Here is a 17,281-nt window from a genome sequence, read left to right as displayed (position 1 = left end):
TAAAACTGGTTTCAACTCTGGACAATAATTCTTTAAAACTGATTTAATTGCTGAAAGCCGCGAAAATAGGTAACTTATGCCCCTGAAATTGGAAAAAATGGACATTAATTCTTTAAAATGGACAATAATTATTTAATGGTGTACATTCGCAAATTATATGTCGCTATTCGCAGATAGTGTCGCAACCGCATCGAAATAGCTGAAACCTTTATAATGTAAGGATTATAAACTATTTAATGATGCAGAAAATAAATTTGCTTAATTCGCATTTTCTATGTCGTAAATCCTAGATTATCAAATTAAATGTCGTTTGTTAAGATTTAGGTATTTATCAAATTGTATGTCGCATTCTTAGTAAATTAATGGTACATTAGTACCTTAATTATTCATGAGTGTTTTTCACTCCAATGGCAGACAAACAATTTGAATTCACGGAAGAATTAACGCAAGCTCCAGATGCTATTTTTCTTGACAAGAGTAATTTTGTTGTAGATCCATCCCAAATTATTCTGGAAACATCAGATAGGCATAAACTGACATTTAATCTGATCCAGTGGCTTGCTGAATCACCGAATCGCACAATTAAGTCTCAGAGAAAGCACGCTATTGCAAATACGCTTAGTGTTTCTACTCGCCAGGTGGAACGTCTCCTCAAGCAATACCATGATGACAAGTTATCAGAATCAGCAGGAGTACAACGCTCAGATAAGGGAAAACATCGAGTCAGCGAAGAGTGGCAAGAATTTATCAAAGCAATTTATGAAGAAAGTATTGACAAGAAACATCCAATTTCACCAGCATCTATAGTTCGTGAAGTAAAGCGACACGCGGAGGTTGACCTTAAGCTGAAACCAGGAGATTATCCTCATCAAGCTACTGTTTATAGAATTTTAGATCCTTTAATCGCACAACAGAAACAGAAGACAAAAGTCAGAAATCCGGGTTCGGGATCTTGGATGACAGTTGTAACAAAAGATGGACAGCTACTGAAGGCTGACTTTAGTAACCAAATTATTCAATGCGACCATACCAAACTGGATATTCGCATAGTTGATAGTAATGGTAATTTATTGTCTGACCGTCCTTGGCTAACTACTGTTGTGGATACTTTTTCAAGCTGTGTTGTTGGTTTCCACTTATGGATCAAACAACCAGGTTCTACAGAGGTGGCTTTAGCCTTAAGACATGCTATTTTGCCCAAGAACTATCCTGAAGATTATCAGCTAAATAAAGTTTGGGAAATATGCGGTCCTCCTTTTCAATATTTTTTTACTGATGGTGGAAAAGATTTAGGATCAAAACATCTAAAAGCCATTGGTAAGAAACTAGGATTTAAGTGTGAACTACGCGATCGCCCTCCCGAAGGCGGTATTGTAGAACGGCTTTTTGGAACTATTAATACTCAAGTTCTCAAAGATTTACCTGGTTATACAGGGTCAAATGTTCAGGAACGCCCCAAAAATGCAGAGAAAGAAGCGTGTTTGACAATACAAGATATAGACAAGATCCTAGCTAGTTTCTTTTGTGATATTTATAACCACGAACCATATCCCAAAGATCCCCGCGAAACAAGATTTGAGCGCTGGTTTATAGGAATGGGAAGAAAACTACCTGAACCTTTGGATGAGCGAGAATTAGATATCTGTTTGATGAAAGAAGCGCAACGAGTTGTTCAAGCGCATGGATCTATACAGTTTGAGAACCTGATTTATCGAGGAGAATCACTCAAGGCATATAGAGGTGAATTTGTAACGCTGAGATATGATCCAGACCATATCCTGACTTTATATATCTACAGCTGCGAAACTAATGATAATGGAGAAGAATTTTTGGGTTACGCTCATGCCGTAAACATGGATACCCATGATTTGAGTATAGAAGAATTGAAAGCCTTGAATAAAGAGCGAAGTCAAGCTCGTAAGGAGCATTTTAACTATGATGCCTTATTAGCATTAGGTAAACGGAAGGAACTTGTAGAGGAACGTAAAGAAGACAAAAAAGAAAAAAGACGCTCAGAACAAAAGCGTCTACGTTCAGCTTCCAAGAAAGCCTCAAATGTTGTTGAACTGAGGAAAAGTAGAGCTAACGTTTCTTCAAACAAAGATGACAAACTGGAACTCTTACCAGAGAGAGTTTCAAGGGAAGAAATACAGCTTCCGAAAACAGAACTGCAACCAGAACTATCTGGTCAAGCTGACACTCAAGAGCAGGAGAGACACAAACTGCTTGTCCCTAACCGTAAACAACATTTGAAGAAGATTTGGTAATTTATGGCGCGATCGCAACTTGCTATTCAGTCTTCCGTTGAAGCCTTAGCTCCTGAGCTAGATTTAAATGCTCAACTTGCTAAAGTCGTTGAAGTTGAAGAAATATTCAATAATTGCTTCATACCAACTGATCGTGCTTCAGAATATTTTAGATGGTTAGATGAGTTGCGGATACTGAAACAATGCGGTCGAGTAATTGGCCCCAGAGATGTGGGGAAAAGCCGAGCGTCTCTTCACTATCGCCAAGAGGATAGGAAAAAACTTTCGTATGTCAGAGCTTGGTCAGCATCGAGTTCCAAGCGTCTATTTTCGCAAATTCTTAAGGATATTAACCACGCAGCACCAACAGGTAAGCGGGTAGATTTACGTCCAAGATTGGCTGGTAGTCTTGAATTATTTGGGATAGAACAGGTCATTATTGACAATGCTGAAAACCTCCAAAGAGAAGCACTGTTAGACCTCAAGCAACTTTTTGACGAATGTCATGTTCCTGTCGTCTTAGTTGGAGGACAGGAGCTAGATAAAATCTTGATAGATTTTGATTTGTTGACTAGCTTTCCAACACTGTATGAGTTTGATCGCCTAGAATACGATGATTTTAAGAAAACACTAAGTACAATTGAATTCGATATTCTGGCTCTGCCGGAAGCTTCTAATTTATCTTGCAGTCCTATATTTGAGGTTCTAGCTGAAAGTACAGGTGCGCGGATAGGACTGCTAGTCAAAATACTCACTAAGGCAGTTTTACATTCACTCAAGCATGGCTTTGGCAAAATTGATCAAAGCATTTTAGAAAAAATCGCTAGTCGGTATGGCAGAAAATACATTCCCCTCGAAAACAGAAATAGCAATAAATGAAGATTATGACATTCTGCCAAGGTTGGGCTATGTTGAGCCATACCCAAATGAAAGCATAAGTCATTATCTAGGACGCTTGCGCCGATTTAAGGCTAACAGTCTTCCTTCAGGATATTCTTTAGGAAAAATTACTGGTCTTGGTGCTATCACAACACGATGGGAGAAGCTTTATTTCAATCCCTTTCCGAGTCTTGAGGAATTAAAAGCTTTGAGTAAGCTAATTGGTGTGCAGGTCGAGAGGTTATATGAGATGCTGCCACCAAAGGGTATAACTATGAAACCCAGACCAATTCGGTTATGTGGTGCTTGCTATGCAGAAGTTCCTTGTCACCGCATTGAGTGGCAGTTTAAGGAGAAAATGAAGTGCGATCGCCACCAGTTGGGTTTTTTAACCAAATGTACTAACTGCGAGACACCTTTCTCAATTCCCTCAGATTGGGTAAAAAGTGAATGCCCTCATTGTTCTCTGCCTTTTGCAAAGATGGCAAAGCGTCAAAAGATTTATTGACCTCTAGATGTCTAAAAAAAATATATGTCTATGAAACAAATAGAGTAGTATTTGTCACCCAGACACGGCAGAATTCTAGAGATAAAATTGCAATAAAGTAAAATCCGTCTTGAGAACAAGGTTTAGGGAAAATTGGACTGGTCTAGCTTCAATCTTCATGGCGATGCTCCTCAACGTGCTTTTGAATCTCTAACAGGAATAATTTTCGAGCGATGGTGTCACCGTGAATATGCTTCACAGGTTAGGCAGGTGATATTTGTTAATGGGGCTGGAGGAGATGGCGGCGTTGAAGCGTATGCTCAGTTGAATAATGGGGATATCATTGGATTACAGGCAAAATGGTTTAGAGAACCACTTGAATCTTCTCAAATTATTCAGATTAAAGGTTCACTCAGCACAGCTGCGACTCAAAGGAGTGGGTTAGTAAGATACGTAGTTGTGGTTCCTCGTGACTTGAGTGATGTCAGAAGAATTGGTAAAAACGGACAAAGAGTTGACACTGAACGCGATCGCTGGAATAAATTTATAACTTTTGCTAAGACAACTCATCCAGGGATCACTGTTGATTTGTGGGATGAAACTCGGATTGCTTCTCTACTAGCCGAACTGGGCAGTGAAGGATTGCGTCGCTATTGGTTTGAAGGCTCAGTTACTGACCTAGAGTACATTGGTATGAAGTTCAACCAAGCTCAAAATGGTTGGCTGAGTAACCGATATACCCGTGATTTACATCAATCTGGCCAAATAGAGCAGGATTTGAAGATTCGATTGAATGGCCCTGGCATTTATCCTGGGTGGCTAGAAGGCGTTAGGCAAATGCGTAATCTTCTAGAAGATGCACACATTGCAACAAATCGCCTGAGACGCTACCCAGAATTTATGGAGCAAGTAGATGCAGAAATTCTGATTCAAGTTGCTCAAAGCTGGTTGATAGAAGCGATCGCGGAGCAAGTAAAGTTAGAAAATTGTCTTTGTCCAGGTAACTCATTCCCAGTTACCGATTTTGGGACTGAATGTGATCCTAGTGGTGCTGTAGGTTTGCATAATTTAATTTTATCTATAGCTAAAATTATCAAATCTTTATGCAATAATGGTTTTACTTTGAATATATATCCACAAAGTAAAATATCTAACTAAAATAGATAGCTAGAATATTTAAAAAACTTTAATATTTAAGAAGTTTACTTGCTCTTTTTCATAACTGGCTAAAGAAGATAGTAAGTGTATATCTTTAAAATTTAAAAGATTTTAAAGAATGATTGTTTGTATCCTTTTTATAGTACAAAATTACTATAAAAAGGATACAATGTTTACAGATACTATATTTGATTGGGTTGCCGGGTGATTTATATGCATAAAAACATAGAAAGATGGTATCCCATAACATTTGGATTAGCTCTTACAGTATTGTATTGCTCATTGTTGCGGAGTAAACCTTTACCAACCTCTTTAAAAGACGTATTTTCTGCTGCCACAACACTTAGTGGTATTGCAATAGGTTTTCTTGCTACTGCAATGTCAATCTTGTTTACAATAGGCAATACTAATGTTGTAAAGCAGATGAAAAATTCTAACAAGTATACTATACTGATAAATTACTTTATGGATGCTATTAACTGGTCATTCCTGTTAGCATCTTTAAGTTTTTTTGGTTTGTTTGTTGAAATTAAAACTTTTGGTTCATTGCAATGGCTGGTTTTTGGGATTTGGTTATTCACTCTTTTAACATCTGGTCTTAGTTCCTATAGGGTTATTAGAGTGTTTGCGGCAATACTACGTGGTGCTAATTAGTTAACTTAGTATAATTTTTTAATATTTCCGATTCTCGCTTTTGCCAAGCATTACGTAAAGCTTCTTGTCGCTCTACATAAGAAATATTACGTTGATTTTTTAAAGCATTAATTTGTATAGATTCACGCATTCTGTCTTTCAATAAATCTACATATAAACTATCATCTTCATCGCTAGAACCGGAAATTCTGATTTTTTTAACTTGACTTTGGTTTTGAGCAGAAATCCCTAGCAATGATTTTGCTGCGTTACGCACTTTTTCTAAAGGTAAAGATGAATTTTTTTTCCGAGAAACCTTTAGCTCTATGTTAATTGATGGAGCTTGATAAACTGTGGTGAGGTTAGCAAACTCTTCAAGCCCACAATTATTAAAAATGCTCATATCTTCTAAAGCAGCGATACTAATGTCAAACTTTTTAACCTTGCTCATACTTTCTAGTCTTTGTAACGCATCCTCCTGAATGACCGGCTCAATATAAATAGAAGTATTAGAGCCAATTATTAATTCAAAATATTGAGCAAAGTTTCCTGGCGATACACCATGTTTGTTGGATTGAAGCAGCAGAATATTGGTATCCGGATGGTATATAAATGCTGATTGTTCACCTATGCCTTCATCGTCTGCGAGCTTGAATTCTTCTATTTTTCCGGCAAGATCAGCTTTGGTAGGTATATTGTCCATCCGAATACGAAGTATTTCTCCTTCCCATGTCTGCTGCCATCCAAAGTTAGCCTCGTGTACAGAGAGATGGTGTAGACGAACTTCTTTAAATCTTTCTTTCGCAGGTAGAGCTATAACTTTTTGTAAAACTTCTCCAAAAGTTAAATTCATTTCTGAAGGTATTACAACCTTGAAAAAATCAATATTTAGTATTTTACTCATTTCAACCAAATAGAATGTAGAAGGAGCAAGCCCTTACTTAGTTAGCTCACCCTCTTGCCTATGCTAGCAAATACATTTATTTTTGCGGGTTTGAATAGTTTTTCTGGGGAAAAGATCCTGATTGAGCAGTTTACTAGGCGAGAAACGATGGAATTGACTGGAGCAACCTCCAATCAGTTGCAGTATCTTGAGCGCTCAGGGTTGATCAAACCGATGCGGGAATGGAAGGGTAAAAAAAAGCCTAACGTTTACTACAACTGGCAACAAATTTTAGAAGTCAGAGTAATACGTAATTTGAGAAAAACGACTTCACTGCAAGTTATTCGGAAGATTTTAGACTTCTTTGAAGGCTATAAAATTGATAAAAGCTTGAGGGACAAACAAATAATAGCGATTAACGAAGAAGTTTTTTTGATAGATTGTGATTGGTCAAACTTTGCTGAAAGAATTTCAGCACTTAAGCTTGCAGATCGTGGTGGCAAAGGAATAGGACAATATACGCTGTTGGTTGTTCCAGCTTTGCGAGACATTGTTAATGAGATTTGGGATGTTGCAGAAAGATCCAAAATAATTGCTATTGAAGATTTTAAGAGCAGAGCTAAAATGCAGCCCAGCAAAAGGTTATAAGTTAGTCTAGATAAGCTACAATCCTTGTCGAGCCTTGAGCAGCTAAAACTACTCTATAGGCTGCTTGAGAACATGCTTGCCGACAAAGATTATTGCCTTGTAAATCATTTACTTCAATTTCATCATCAGCTAATGCTTCTGCGAAGCTTAGTGCTGTCAATTGTTTTCTATTCAAGCTATCTCTAAGCCGTGCAGATTTTTTGGTTAATCCTAAAATTACTTTGAGTCTTTTAGAACGTCCTCCCAAAATTTCTAAATTAATGGCATCTGCACATTCAGCAAAGCCATTACGATGTCCTTGCCAGCCAACACCATGAGCAGCAAGTATATTTGTGTGTTGTTTGTAATTCTGGATACCATTGATACGGTCTTGAATCCAATCATCAGATTTACCTTGTTTCTTCCATCCTTGAATAGCTCTTGCCCGTCCTCTGCTCAGGGCAAGTTCTGGATTGCCTTCCTCTTCAATTCGTTCTTTGAGTGCAGCCAAAGCCCATCGATGAAACTTAACTGAAAGAGTCTGTGCATAATCAATTGCTAATTCAGTAGTACCGTATGTTGCAGGATGCCTTCCGTTCTTAATAGTTTCAATAATTCCAAGAATTTCAGAAATAATGTACCGAACTTTAGATAACTTGCCTCGTTGAGTTTTAACTCGGACGGGCGAGATGCCCGTCGTAAAAGCTAAATTTTCAAGTAATTCTTGGGTTTTATCGAGGCGTTTCCAGTCTCGCGGAGATTTATTTGGTGGCTCTCCAGCAGCCTTCCACATATCAGTTAAGCTAACCAGTCCATCGCTTACACGGCGGTGAACCACATGACCTTCGTACTGGAGTTCTTTTGGCTTATTTTTGTTCATGGTTTTCTTTGGCTAGAGTCATATCAAAATTCGACGCACAGGTATTAATATGTGCGTATCAGCTTTTGGACGGCAGGATAATCGAAATCCTCAGCACTGAGTTTAGGAGACCCGTCTGGCACCAAGCACCGCCCATGAGTTGACAAAGTGGTGAGGGTAAAACCTCACCACTTTGTTTTATGACTTTTTGGATTTGACTATAGCTATTAACTTCTCTACCTTTGAGCCTGAACGCTCGCGTAGTCTTTTTTCGATTTTTTCAATTTGCTCTAAATGAGCAACTATTTCATTTAGGTCGTCTATATCATCAAATCTTTCAGCAACATTTGTATCGATAGGTTGACCAACTGATTGCTGCTGAGAAGATTCTGTACTCATATTGACTCCTTCGCTGCTCTGGCATGTTTTTATGTTTGAAGTGGAGACTGCCGTATCTTCTGCATCAACATGACTGGTATCTCCAGACTCTGGTTGAGTTGCAGACGCTAGAGTTAAATGCTGATTCTTGACTTTTGGTTGTGCTTTAGCGACATCAGGATTTAAAAAATACAAAAATTCTCCCCTGCCACTACCGGAGGAAGGTGCTATTTTTCTATGTGCTATACCCAATTCCCAGTATTTTTTTAGGTACTTGCTTGCAGTTGTATAATCGCACCCAATCCGCTCTGAAAATTGTTTAACCGTTTTCGGAGTTTCATCAAGCCAAGAATAAATTTTTTGAGATGTAGGCGGGAAAACCAGGATACTTTCAGGGATTTGAGAGATTTGCTCTATAGTAATTAGCTTGTTATCCATCAGGTTTTCGTCAAGGTTGTCGAAATTAGGTTCCACAACTGCTTTAGGCAAAGTCCCGTTGTTTTTATGATTGCTTAAATCTATTGACTTGACCGCTCCAGCAACAAAACCAAGAATTATCTTGGTTGACTCATTTAAGACGAAATAAGTTTTTAGCCCTGGAAAATTTGGATTATCATTCACAGCCTGGACAAAACCAAGGAAATTATCTTCTTCAACAAGTTCTCCCAGGTACTGTCCTGCTGTACGCCGATTGAAAAAAATCTTTTCAGCAACTTCTTTGCTGGTAGCTTTGTCTAAGCAATAAACAATGAAAAGAATAAGCAGTTTTACTGGCGATAATTTCAAGATTTTATCTATCAACTGCTTAGTTGAATTATCGACAGATTGCTTCAAGTCAGAGAGTTGACTACGCAGCGCACTGTCATCTAGACTAGGTTTTAGTCTAGACATATTAAACCTCCTTTATGGTGAGGGTTTGTGTCGGCTCCATCTTTAGGCAGCTTAAGCGTTGTGGCCTGGAAATTCACTTTCGCTTACTCTGCTCAAGGTGGAACTATTGATTATGTTAGAAAGCAGACTAATGTCTGCTTTCTAAGTTTTACCACAGAAGAAGAATAGTTGAAAGATTGGAATAAATATTTTTATCGATTCAAGGGATTCATTTAGACTCAAGGCAATAAATATCGATTTTGACTTGCTGCGTCCTTACTTAATCTTTTTTGAATGCAAATACTCAAGCGTCCATTTTGATGAAAACTGCTCAAACGGGAACCAGTGGCTAGTATTTTCTTGAACCCACAGAGATCCATCTTCTTCCTTCCTGCTCCCGATTACAATCCCAAATTCTCTAGCCAAGCCATACCATTCACTAAACAGGTCTGTTGGATTACCTTCAACACCTTGGGGCTGGTTAGGTTCCCATGCATCATCAATTGCACTAGCCAACCATCCTCCTGGACTCTTAATTACCTGATGTTGTAGTTGCTCTTTTAGTGCCTCAATAGCTGTCAATACTACTTCTTCGGTAGATTTCCGTATCTTGGAAGCAAGGATGGTACTAAGCTTAATGCCCAAAGAAATTAACTCATCTCTAATCGCGTCGCTAATCTCCTTTTTTGGTCTTTTTGTTAAATGAGGTGTAAGTTCAGGCTCATTAGATACTGCGAATGATTGTGTCTGAGATCGTGGCTGGGTAAGACATGCCTCTAATTCTTTCTTTAGTCTGTTATTCTCTGCCTCTAGTCTCTCCAATCGCTGCTCTATTTCAGAAGCTTGAAGAACGCGCCCATAAATTGCTTCATGCTGGTCACGCAATCCTCTATTCTCAGCTTCAACTCTTTTAATTCTTTCTTTTAGGGTTTTAATGATTGCATCTTTAGAAGCATCTGAGCTTCTTTGCTTAGGTGGTATTTTCTTGGTTTTTGAGTTATTTTCCCTAAGTTATTCTATCCAAGCTTTAATTTTAGGCTGTTTGTAAAGCCAAGCCTTACTCAGACCAGAAGCTTTTGCCACTGTGTTGAAGTTAATAGTTTGTTTTTCATCGATTAACTTTTGAATTCCCTGCTCAACTTTCTCAAATGCCTCTTTCTGTTTTCTTTGAGCATTAGCACGCAGCCCATCAACCATTGTGTTCAAACGTCATTTGCCTCTACCTCCAGCGCGGAAATGATGTTTTCTAAATTGATTTTGATCTTCTGGTTCATCTCAACTTGGCGCACCCATCCATTAGCCTCAGCTTTTTGGATAATCTGGTTGGTCTGCTCTAGTTGCTGCTTGTGTTCCGCTAAATATTCTGAAGTAGTTCGGAAATGAGTACAGGTTAAACTGACCTTTTCCTATTTTGATTCTTGCGAATCTTGAATATTTAGAGATGCGATCGCACTGCCACTCATAAATAAAAAAGAGACGGGTACGAACCACGTCTTCAGGCGATGGGAAAATTTTTTAAAGGTTATGCTACATCTGCAACCAGCAAGCCATTAACAGCTATGATGATTAACTGTGCTTGCAAAGGAGTATCAAAACAGGGTCTTTCATCTCTATTACAAGGCTGCGCTATCCACTTACCCTCTAGATTTTGATAAAAAGTACCTAACAATTGTGAACCGTTCCAAACTCGATAAAGTTCTCCAAAATCATCGTTTATGGAATCAATTTCTATTTCTGGGGGTGCTGGGTCTGTTAGTTGGTCAACGTAGCCCTCAAACTCTGATTGAGCCAAGGCTTGGTTATCAAATTCTTCTTGTACAATCATCTAAGTAACCTCATCAATGGGGTTTTACAAAAGGCGATCGCAGTCTCTTCCCGGAGTGGCGATCGCTTTTGTCTATCAATTAATCTACGTGACGTGTAGACTTACGTCAAGCGTAGATTTGTAAAACTTAGAATGTTATAAATCTACTTGTCATTTTAGATACTGACAAGTAGAGAAATCTACATCTAACAGCCACTAAACTGGGGATGTAGTGATATGCCTATGGATAAAGTGATTCGTTGGAAATTAAATGAAGTGATGGCGCGAAAGCGGGTTAAAAATAAGGATCTAGCCAAGCTACTTGGTATAACTGAAAACTCAATTTATAGATTACGTAAGGTTGATGAAATGCCAAGATTAGCACCGGAACGATTGAATGGCATTTGTAAAGCGTTGAATTGTCAACCAGGGGAACTGTTGGAATACGTATCAGATGAAGGTGAAGAGAATGTTGTTTCTCAGGTTGATATCGTTTGAAAGCGATTGCTATAACAATCAAATCCCAGGAATGGGACGCAGGATTTTGTGAGACGCCGAACTGTCAAACTACAAGCGTAAGGCTTGGGCTGTTGCTGAATCAGTAAGCAACACACCTGCTTCAATATTGCGTTCCTGGACGGTTTCTGTATCTGTCGCAAACATTTTTTGAATTAGTATAAGTTTTTAAAGGAATTGCTTTTTTGGTATCATTTTTTTAGCAATTATCCTTAATTAGATTTCCTTGGAAAAAAATATTTACCTAAAAATCCTAGATAAATTTATTTGAAAAATTACTTAATTGATACTTTTACAGATATTCACAAGCTAATTGAATTATGGCTCGTAAACTTTTAGAACTGAATACAGAGGATGGCGGAACGATTTTGGTAGCAGTTGATGTCCCAGATGTATCAGTGGGCCGTGTATCTGCTCCTGGTGAGTTGCCTATAGAAAAAGTAGAGGCGAGCTTTGATGCAGTGAGGGATTTGATTGTTCATGGGTGTCGCCCAATTACAAAGGCATTTCGTACTTTGCAGCAAGAATCGCAACCCATGAGTGGAGAAGTTGAGTTTGGCGTGAATTTTACTGCCAAAGGCTCAGTCTATGTAGTCGAATCTGCTGGACAAGCATCACTTAAGGTGAAAATCACATGGAATCTGACACCAGAAGTAAACAAGTAATAAATTTTCATGAGTTGGGATTTAGTTAAAGCTTGTACAGTGGCGATCGCTACTCCAGAAGGTAATATCCAGGGTACAGGCTTTTTCGTCTTACCTACAGGATATTTACTTACCTGCGCTCATGTAGTTGAGTCAGTTGGTGGTTGGGAAAAAATCCGAATCAATCGTCAGAGAGTTAAGTTAATTTATTTGGGCGATCGCACTAGCGATGATTTTGCCATCTTGCAATTACCTGGTTATCAGGGTGCTTCAGCGCCCATATCTTTAAATTTTCAGCCAATGGATCGATTTTTGTCTATTGGCTATGGACGGCTAGATTTTCCTCTAGGCGCTTCGATTGATGGCACGATCACTGACATTAACTCCCAGTCCGAATTTGGCAACTTGCCAATGCTGCGATTGCGTGTCAAGGCGAATTCTCAACAGGTACAAGGAGGTTACAGTGGTTCACCTGTGTTTGACGCTGAAACTCAACGAGTCATTGGATTAATTGCAGCTTACGACAACACAGAAGGTGCATTGGCTCTACCACTATCGACAGTGTTAGAAAAATGGTCAAATTTGTCAAAATTTATAGATATTCATCCCAATGTGCCACCATTACCACCAGCCAGCAAAACTGCCAGAGTTTTCATTAGCTATCGCAGTCAAGATCCAGATTTGAGCCTCGCCCAGAATTTTTACGAAGCTATTAAAGCTGCTGGACATCAGGTATTCATGGCGGGGGAGAGTATTCGCTTAGGAGAAAACTGGCCCCAACGCATTGATAAAGAATTAGAACGATGTGATTACTTCTTACTGCTGTTGTCTTCACAATCAGCCACTAGCGAAATGGTGACAGAAGAGGTGAGACGGGCAAAACAGTTGCGGGATTTACGTTCTGAACGTAAGCCATTAATTTTGCCGATTCGCGTCAACTTCCCTTGGAGTGAACCACTAAATTATGATTTGCGAGGTTATTTAAATCAGATTCAGCAGCGAGAATGGAAGTCGCCTGCCGATACTTCTAGAATTTTGCACGAAGTCTTGAGTTTACTGGCAGGTAGTGAGGAAGCTAAAGACTTCACCACTCGCACAGAGGAGAAAATCATCCTTCTGTCTTCAAATCCACCCATGCCAGTAGCAGAACCAGAATTACCTGAAGGACAGGTGGATTTAGCTTCAGAGTTTTATGTTGAACGTCCTCCTATTGAATCTCGCTGCAATGAGACAATTTTGAAGCCAGGTTCTCTCATTCGGATTAAAGCGCCTCGGCAAATGGGTAAAACCTCTCTCATGGCGCGGATTCTTCATCAAGCTTCACAACAAGATTATTTAACTGTACCTTTGAGCTTTCAGTTAGCGGATGGAAAGGTTTTTGCTGATTTGGACAAGTTCCTCCGGTGGTTTTGTGCAAGTGTAGGACGGAGGTTAAGGATACCCAACAAGTTAACAGATTACTGGGACGAGATTTTTGGTAGTAAAGATAACTGTACTGCTTATTTTGAGGAGTATCTCTTGGCAGAAATCAACCAACCGCTAGTGTTGGGATTGGATGAAGTTGATTGTGTATTTCAATATCCCGAAATTGCTGCCGACTTTTTTGGACTACTACGCGCTTGGCATGAAGATGGAAAAAATCGGGAGATTTGGAAGAAACTGCGGTTGGTAGTGGTACATTCTACCGAAGTTTATATTCCGTTGAATATTAACCAATCACCTTTTAATGTAGGCTTGCCAATTGAATTACCAGAGTTTAATGCCCAACAGGTACTAGATTTAGCACAAAGGCATGGACTTAATTGGAGTTTTAATCAAGTTGAGCAGTTAATGACAATGGTAGGAGGACATCCCTATATTGTACGGATGGCACTTTATCGCATTGCCAGAAAGGATATTACGCTCGATTTGCTCTTACAAAAAGCACCCACAGAAGCTGGGCCTTATAGCGACCATTTACGAAGGCATTTGTGGAATTTAGAACAGCATCCGGAATTAGCTGCTGCAATTAAGAAAGTAGTTGCCGCTACTAGCCCTGTTCGCTTGAATTCGATAGAATGCTTTAAATTACTCAGCATGGGCTTGCTACAACAGCAAGGAAATGATGTCACTCCACGTTGCAATTTGTATCGTCAATATTTCCGTGATCGCCTGAGAGTCAATTAATGAACACAGCACCAAACCCAGCCTACGAATATCAAGTCGGGGGAAGTTTGCCAGTTGATGCTCCCAGTTATGTGGTGCGCCAAGCAGATACAGATTTGTATGAAGCGTTGAAGGCTGGCGAGTTCTGTTATGTTTTGAATTCGCGGCAGATGGGCAAGTCTAGCTTGCGAGTGCAAACAATGCAACGACTACAAAATGAAGGTATTGCCTGTGCTGTAATCGACTTGACAAAAATTGGTAGCCAGCACGTTACATCAGATCAATGGTATGCGGGTGTAGTGCGTATTTTAGTCAGTAGTTTTGAGCTTTCAAGCAAGTTTAATTTACGAAGTTGGTGGCGCGATCGCGATTATCTTTCTCCGGTACAGCGACTGAGTGAATTTATTGAGGAAGTTTTGCTGGTTGAAGTTTCTCAACCTATTGTCATTTTTATAGATGAAATCGATAGCGTTCTCAGCCTGAATTTTTCGACTGACAACTTTTTTGCTTTAATTCGAGACTGCTATAACCAGCGTGCTGACAAGCAACAATATAAGCGTCTTACTTTTACGCTGTTAGGAGTGGCTACACCCTCAGATTTGATTCAAGATAAAAACCGCACGCCATTTAATATTGGTAGAGCAATTGAACTAAAAGGCTTTGAATTGTTTGAAGTTCAGCCTTTACTTAAGGGATTGGTGGGAAAAGTCAGTAACCCTCAAACGATTCTGCAAGAGGTTGTAGATTGGACGGGTGGGCAACCGTTTCTCACTCAAAAACTTTGTCAACTTATTCCTGCTGATATAGAAGCGGGGAGAGTTGAAGAATTGGTGCGATCGCACATCATCGAAAACTGGGAATCACAGGATGAGCCAGAGCATTTGAGGACTATACGCGATCAAATCCTCAGAAATGAGCAACATGCAGGACGGCGACTGGGGTTCTATCAGCAAATTTTACAACAAGGAGAAATTGCATTTGATGAGACTTCAGAACAAATGGAATTGCGACTATCAGGGTTGGTAGTTAAGCAACAGAATAAGTTAAGGATTTATAACCGTATTTATAAGGCTGTTTTTGACGGCAATTGGATTGATAAGGTTTTAGCTCAAATGCGTCCCTATGCAGAGTTAATTCAAGCATGGTTAGATTCATATTGTCAGGATGAATCACATTTATTGCGTGGTCAGAATTTACAAGACGCACAAATATGGGCTATTGGTAAAAGCTTGAGCGATCGTGATTATCAGTTTTTAGCTGCAAGCCAGGAATTGGATAAAAGAGCAGTAGAAATTGCTTTAGTCTTTGAAAAAGAGGCAAGCCAAATATTAGCTGAAGCGAATAAAACATTGGCCGATTCTCAGAAAAAAGCAAATTTGAGGATTCGTATAGGGATTTTTGTATTGGCTATGACCTCAGTGTTATCAGCAATAATAATAATAATAGCCCGACAAGCACAGGGAGAATTAGAGACAGCAAAGAACCAACTAGTAATTTTAGATAAAGAAGTACAAAATAAGCGATCAGAGTCTAATCAACTTTTATTAACAAATAAAAATTTGAAGATACAAATCAAAAAATCTGATAAGAAATACCAACAAGATAGAAAAAAAAATCAACAAGAAAGCCAAGAGTTGAAAATAAAAATTGCAAGAGATAACATAATTAGAAAAAAAGCAGAACAGAGAGTTAATAAAGTACAAAATGATATAAAAAAAGCAAAATTTGAAAATCAAAAGTTATCTGAAGCGAACAAGAAACAAAAAATTAAAATAAAGAGAATAGTTATAGAGCAAACAAATGCTGATAATATAATTAAAGAAGTTAAAGAGAAAGCAGATGTTACATACGTAGAATTAGATAAAGTTAGAAATCAAATAGCAGATTTTAATGCACAATTGCAAAATGTAAAAGTAGGAGGAGAATCAACACAAGTTTTAATTCAAGAAGTCCAAAGTAAAATTGAGAGTACTCAAAATAGACTAGAGGAAACTCTTAATATATTAAATAATAATCTTCCCTTTAAAGATGGCGAGACTGAATCTCCAAGTATTAATACCGACAGTACACTGCAACTGAGTAGCAGAGGTTCGGCAGTCTCAAGGCTACAACAAGATTTGCGAGAGTTAGGATATTTTAACGGCCTGAACACAGGCTATTTTGGCTTAGAGACTCAGCAAGCAGTAATCCGATTCCAGCGATCTGCTGGAATTACTGCTAATGGTATTGTCAATACCAGAACTCAACAAGCAATATCCAGTGGTCTTGGTACAGGTGGTGAGTATCCTTCTCTAAGAGAAGGCAGTAATGGTTCGGCAGTAATAAAGCTACAACAGCGTCTACGGCAGTTAGGCTACTTTAATGCTAATCCGACTGGGAATTTTGAACCAATTACTAAAGATGCTGTAATTGCATTCCAGCGAAGTTATCGCATAACTGCTAACGGGATTGTGAATCGACAAACTTGGAACGCACTAATGGGTTCCTCTCCGACTCCAGGAAGTTCGAGTCTTTCCACTCAACAAGTCAAAGAACTCCAGGTGCGTTTGCGGCAGCTAGGTTATTTAAATGCTGATCCCACTGGGAATATTGGCCCAATAACTAGAGAAGCTGTAATTGCATTCCAGCGAAATAATGGACTACCTGTTGATGGCATTGCTAATGCCCAAGTTTTGGACTCAGTGCGTAGATTCTCTACAGGTGGCATTCAACAACCAGGTAGAAATTATCTAACTGTAGGCGATCGCGGAGAAAATGTCAGGTTAGTTCAAGAGCGTTTGGCGCAGTTGGGTTTCTCTAATACGAATCCTGATGGACTTTTCGGCGATTACACTAGACAATCTGTGATTGCATTCCAGCAATATTCTCGAATTAATTCCACTGGAAATGTAGATTGGCAAACTTGGGAAGCATTAGGGTTGAATAGCTCTTACAGAGTAATAATTCCCATCTCCAGTAATAAGACTCTAAGTAAAGTGCAACAATATATACCCAATGCTGTTACAGAGCAATCCAGTCTAGGGGATTATGTGAATGCTGGAGCATTTAGCGATCGCTCACTTGCTGAAAGTCTTGCTAAACTATTGCGAGCTTATGGACTAGATGCACGAGTAAGTAGGTAGGCATTTAAGACAGTCGCTACCCATCTGTTG

16 protein-coding genes are annotated in these 17,281 nt (G+C 39.1%); 10 read left to right on the top strand and 6 right to left on the bottom strand.

What is annotated here, in order from left to right; all coding sequences use genetic code 11:
- Nucleotides 1-407: 407 nt before the first annotated feature.
- From RMY27_RS15500 to RMY27_RS15480, 5 genes are all read left to right on the top strand, one after another.
- Entirely contained in the window at nt 408-2,267 is a 1,860-nt protein-coding gene (locus RMY27_RS15500) for a transposase (protein WP_322664615.1), read from the top strand.
- 3 nt (nt 2,268-2,270) lie between these two features.
- On the top strand, nt 2,271-3,125 hold the full coding sequence (locus RMY27_RS15495) for an ATP-binding protein (protein ID WP_322664613.1): 855 nt from the start codon (nt 2,271-2,273) through the stop codon (nt 3,123-3,125).
- A complete protein-coding gene (locus tag RMY27_RS15490) occupies nt 3,079-3,633 on the top strand; it encodes a TniQ family protein (RefSeq protein WP_322664611.1) in 555 nt (184 codons plus the stop codon). The genes RMY27_RS15495 and RMY27_RS15490 overlap by 47 nt, the downstream gene beginning before the upstream one ends.
- 132 nt (nt 3,634-3,765) lie before the next feature.
- Nucleotides 3,766-4,770, top strand: coding sequence for a hypothetical protein (locus RMY27_RS15485; protein ID WP_322664609.1), 1,005 nt, complete (start codon nt 3,766-3,768; stop codon nt 4,768-4,770).
- A 213-nt stretch (nt 4,771-4,983) separates the two neighbouring features.
- Nucleotides 4,984-5,424: a hypothetical protein gene (locus tag RMY27_RS15480; protein WP_322664606.1), complete on the top strand. Its 441-nt coding sequence runs from the start codon at nt 4,984-4,986 to the stop codon at nt 5,422-5,424.
- Here RMY27_RS15480 and RMY27_RS15475 read toward each other — a convergent pair.
- Nucleotides 5,417-6,307, bottom strand: a complete 891-nt coding sequence (locus RMY27_RS15475) for a DUF6731 family protein (RefSeq protein WP_322664604.1) — start codon at nt 6,305-6,307, stop codon at nt 5,417-5,419. The two genes, RMY27_RS15480 and RMY27_RS15475, sit on opposite strands and share 8 nt — an antisense overlap.
- 147 nt (nt 6,308-6,454) lie before the next feature.
- Here RMY27_RS15475 and RMY27_RS15470 point away from each other — a divergent pair, with 147 nt between their 5' ends.
- Nucleotides 6,455-6,934, top strand: a complete 480-nt coding sequence (locus RMY27_RS15470; protein ID WP_322664602.1) for a MerR family transcriptional regulator — start codon at nt 6,455-6,457, stop codon at nt 6,932-6,934.
- Nucleotide 6,935: 1 nt separating this feature from the next.
- Here RMY27_RS15470 and RMY27_RS15465 read toward each other — a convergent pair whose 3' ends face one another.
- The 5 genes from RMY27_RS15465 to RMY27_RS15445 all read right to left on the bottom strand — a co-directional run bounded on the left by RMY27_RS15465 (nt 6,936) and on the right by RMY27_RS15445 (nt 10,845).
- Nucleotides 6,936-7,793, bottom strand: coding sequence for a KilA-N domain-containing protein (locus RMY27_RS15465; RefSeq protein ID WP_322664601.1), 858 nt, complete (start codon nt 7,791-7,793; stop codon nt 6,936-6,938).
- A gap of 177 nt (nt 7,794-7,970) precedes the next feature.
- Nucleotides 7,971-8,984, bottom strand: coding sequence for a hypothetical protein (locus RMY27_RS15460; RefSeq protein ID WP_322664599.1), 1,014 nt, complete (start codon nt 8,982-8,984; stop codon nt 7,971-7,973).
- Nucleotides 8,985-9,296: 312 nt separating this feature from the next.
- Nucleotides 9,297-9,905 (bottom strand): hypothetical protein, encoded by a 609-nt coding sequence (locus RMY27_RS15455; RefSeq protein WP_322664597.1) that lies wholly within the window; start codon nt 9,903-9,905, stop codon nt 9,297-9,299.
- Nucleotides 9,906-10,031: 126 nt separating this feature from the next.
- Nucleotides 10,032-10,217, bottom strand: a complete 186-nt coding sequence (locus RMY27_RS15450) for a DUF6262 family protein (RefSeq protein ID WP_322664723.1) — start codon at nt 10,215-10,217, stop codon at nt 10,032-10,034.
- Nucleotides 10,218-10,542: 325 nt separating this feature from the next.
- Nucleotides 10,543-10,845, bottom strand: a complete 303-nt coding sequence (locus RMY27_RS15445; protein WP_322664595.1) for a hypothetical protein — start codon at nt 10,843-10,845, stop codon at nt 10,543-10,545.
- A gap of 216 nt (nt 10,846-11,061) precedes the next feature.
- On the opposite strand from RMY27_RS15445, the gene RMY27_RS15440 reads away from it, so the two are divergent.
- The 4 genes from RMY27_RS15440 to RMY27_RS15425 all read left to right on the top strand — a co-directional run bounded on the left by RMY27_RS15440 (nt 11,062) and on the right by RMY27_RS15425 (nt 17,251).
- Nucleotides 11,062-11,322, top strand: coding sequence for a helix-turn-helix transcriptional regulator (locus RMY27_RS15440; protein WP_322664594.1), 261 nt, complete (start codon nt 11,062-11,064; stop codon nt 11,320-11,322).
- A gap of 338 nt (nt 11,323-11,660) precedes the next feature.
- Nucleotides 11,661-12,005, top strand: coding sequence for a CU044_2847 family protein (locus RMY27_RS15435; protein WP_322664592.1), 345 nt, complete (start codon nt 11,661-11,663; stop codon nt 12,003-12,005).
- 9 nt (nt 12,006-12,014) lie between these two features.
- Entirely contained in the window at nt 12,015-14,150 is a 2,136-nt protein-coding gene (locus RMY27_RS15430) for an AAA-like domain-containing protein (protein WP_322664590.1), read from the top strand.
- The gene (locus RMY27_RS15425) at nt 14,150-17,251 is read left to right on the top strand and encodes a peptidoglycan-binding protein (protein WP_322664588.1); all 3,102 of its coding nucleotides are present in this window, start codon (nt 14,150-14,152) and stop codon (nt 17,249-17,251) included. Before RMY27_RS15430 ends, RMY27_RS15425 begins: the two co-directional genes overlap by 1 nt.
- The last annotated feature ends 30 nt before the right edge of the window (nt 17,252-17,281 follow it).

It is taken from the genome of Nostoc sp. DedQUE09, assembly GCF_034530915.1.
Lineage (GTDB): Bacteria > Cyanobacteriota > Cyanobacteriia > Cyanobacteriales > Nostocaceae > Nostoc.
The sequence above is the reverse complement of the archived record's forward strand: the minus strand, read 5'-3'. Positions and strand labels throughout refer to the sequence as shown.

Excerpts from the sequence above, each read along its gene's own strand:
- RMY27_RS15500 (WP_322664615.1), top strand. The coding sequence starts at position 408 with ATGGCAGACAAACAATTTGAATTCACGGAAGAATTAACGCAAGCTCCA.
- RMY27_RS15495 (WP_322664613.1), top strand. The coding sequence starts at position 2,271 with ATGGCGCGATCGCAACTTGCTATTCAGTCTTCCGTTGAAGCCTTAGCT.
- RMY27_RS15490 (WP_322664611.1), top strand. The coding sequence starts at position 3,079 with ATGGCAGAAAATACATTCCCCTCGAAAACAGAAATAGCAATAAATGAA.
- RMY27_RS15480 (WP_322664606.1), top strand. The coding sequence starts at position 4,984 with ATGCATAAAAACATAGAAAGATGGTATCCCATAACATTTGGATTAGCT.
- RMY27_RS15475 (WP_322664604.1), bottom strand. The coding sequence starts at position 6,307 with ATGAGTAAAATACTAAATATTGATTTTTTCAAGGTTGTAATACCTTCA.
- RMY27_RS15470 (WP_322664602.1), top strand. The coding sequence starts at position 6,455 with ATGGAATTGACTGGAGCAACCTCCAATCAGTTGCAGTATCTTGAGCGC.
- RMY27_RS15465 (WP_322664601.1), bottom strand. The coding sequence starts at position 7,793 with ATGAACAAAAATAAGCCAAAAGAACTCCAGTACGAAGGTCATGTGGTT.
- RMY27_RS15450 (WP_322664723.1), bottom strand. The coding sequence starts at position 10,217 with ATGGTTGATGGGCTGCGTGCTAATGCTCAAAGAAAACAGAAAGAGGCA.
- RMY27_RS15445 (WP_322664595.1), bottom strand. The coding sequence starts at position 10,845 with ATGATTGTACAAGAAGAATTTGATAACCAAGCCTTGGCTCAATCAGAG.
- RMY27_RS15440 (WP_322664594.1), top strand. The coding sequence starts at position 11,062 with ATGCCTATGGATAAAGTGATTCGTTGGAAATTAAATGAAGTGATGGCG.
- RMY27_RS15435 (WP_322664592.1), top strand. The coding sequence starts at position 11,661 with ATGGCTCGTAAACTTTTAGAACTGAATACAGAGGATGGCGGAACGATT.
- RMY27_RS15430 (WP_322664590.1), top strand. The coding sequence starts at position 12,015 with ATGAGTTGGGATTTAGTTAAAGCTTGTACAGTGGCGATCGCTACTCCA.
- RMY27_RS15425 (WP_322664588.1), top strand. The coding sequence starts at position 14,150 with ATGAACACAGCACCAAACCCAGCCTACGAATATCAAGTCGGGGGAAGT.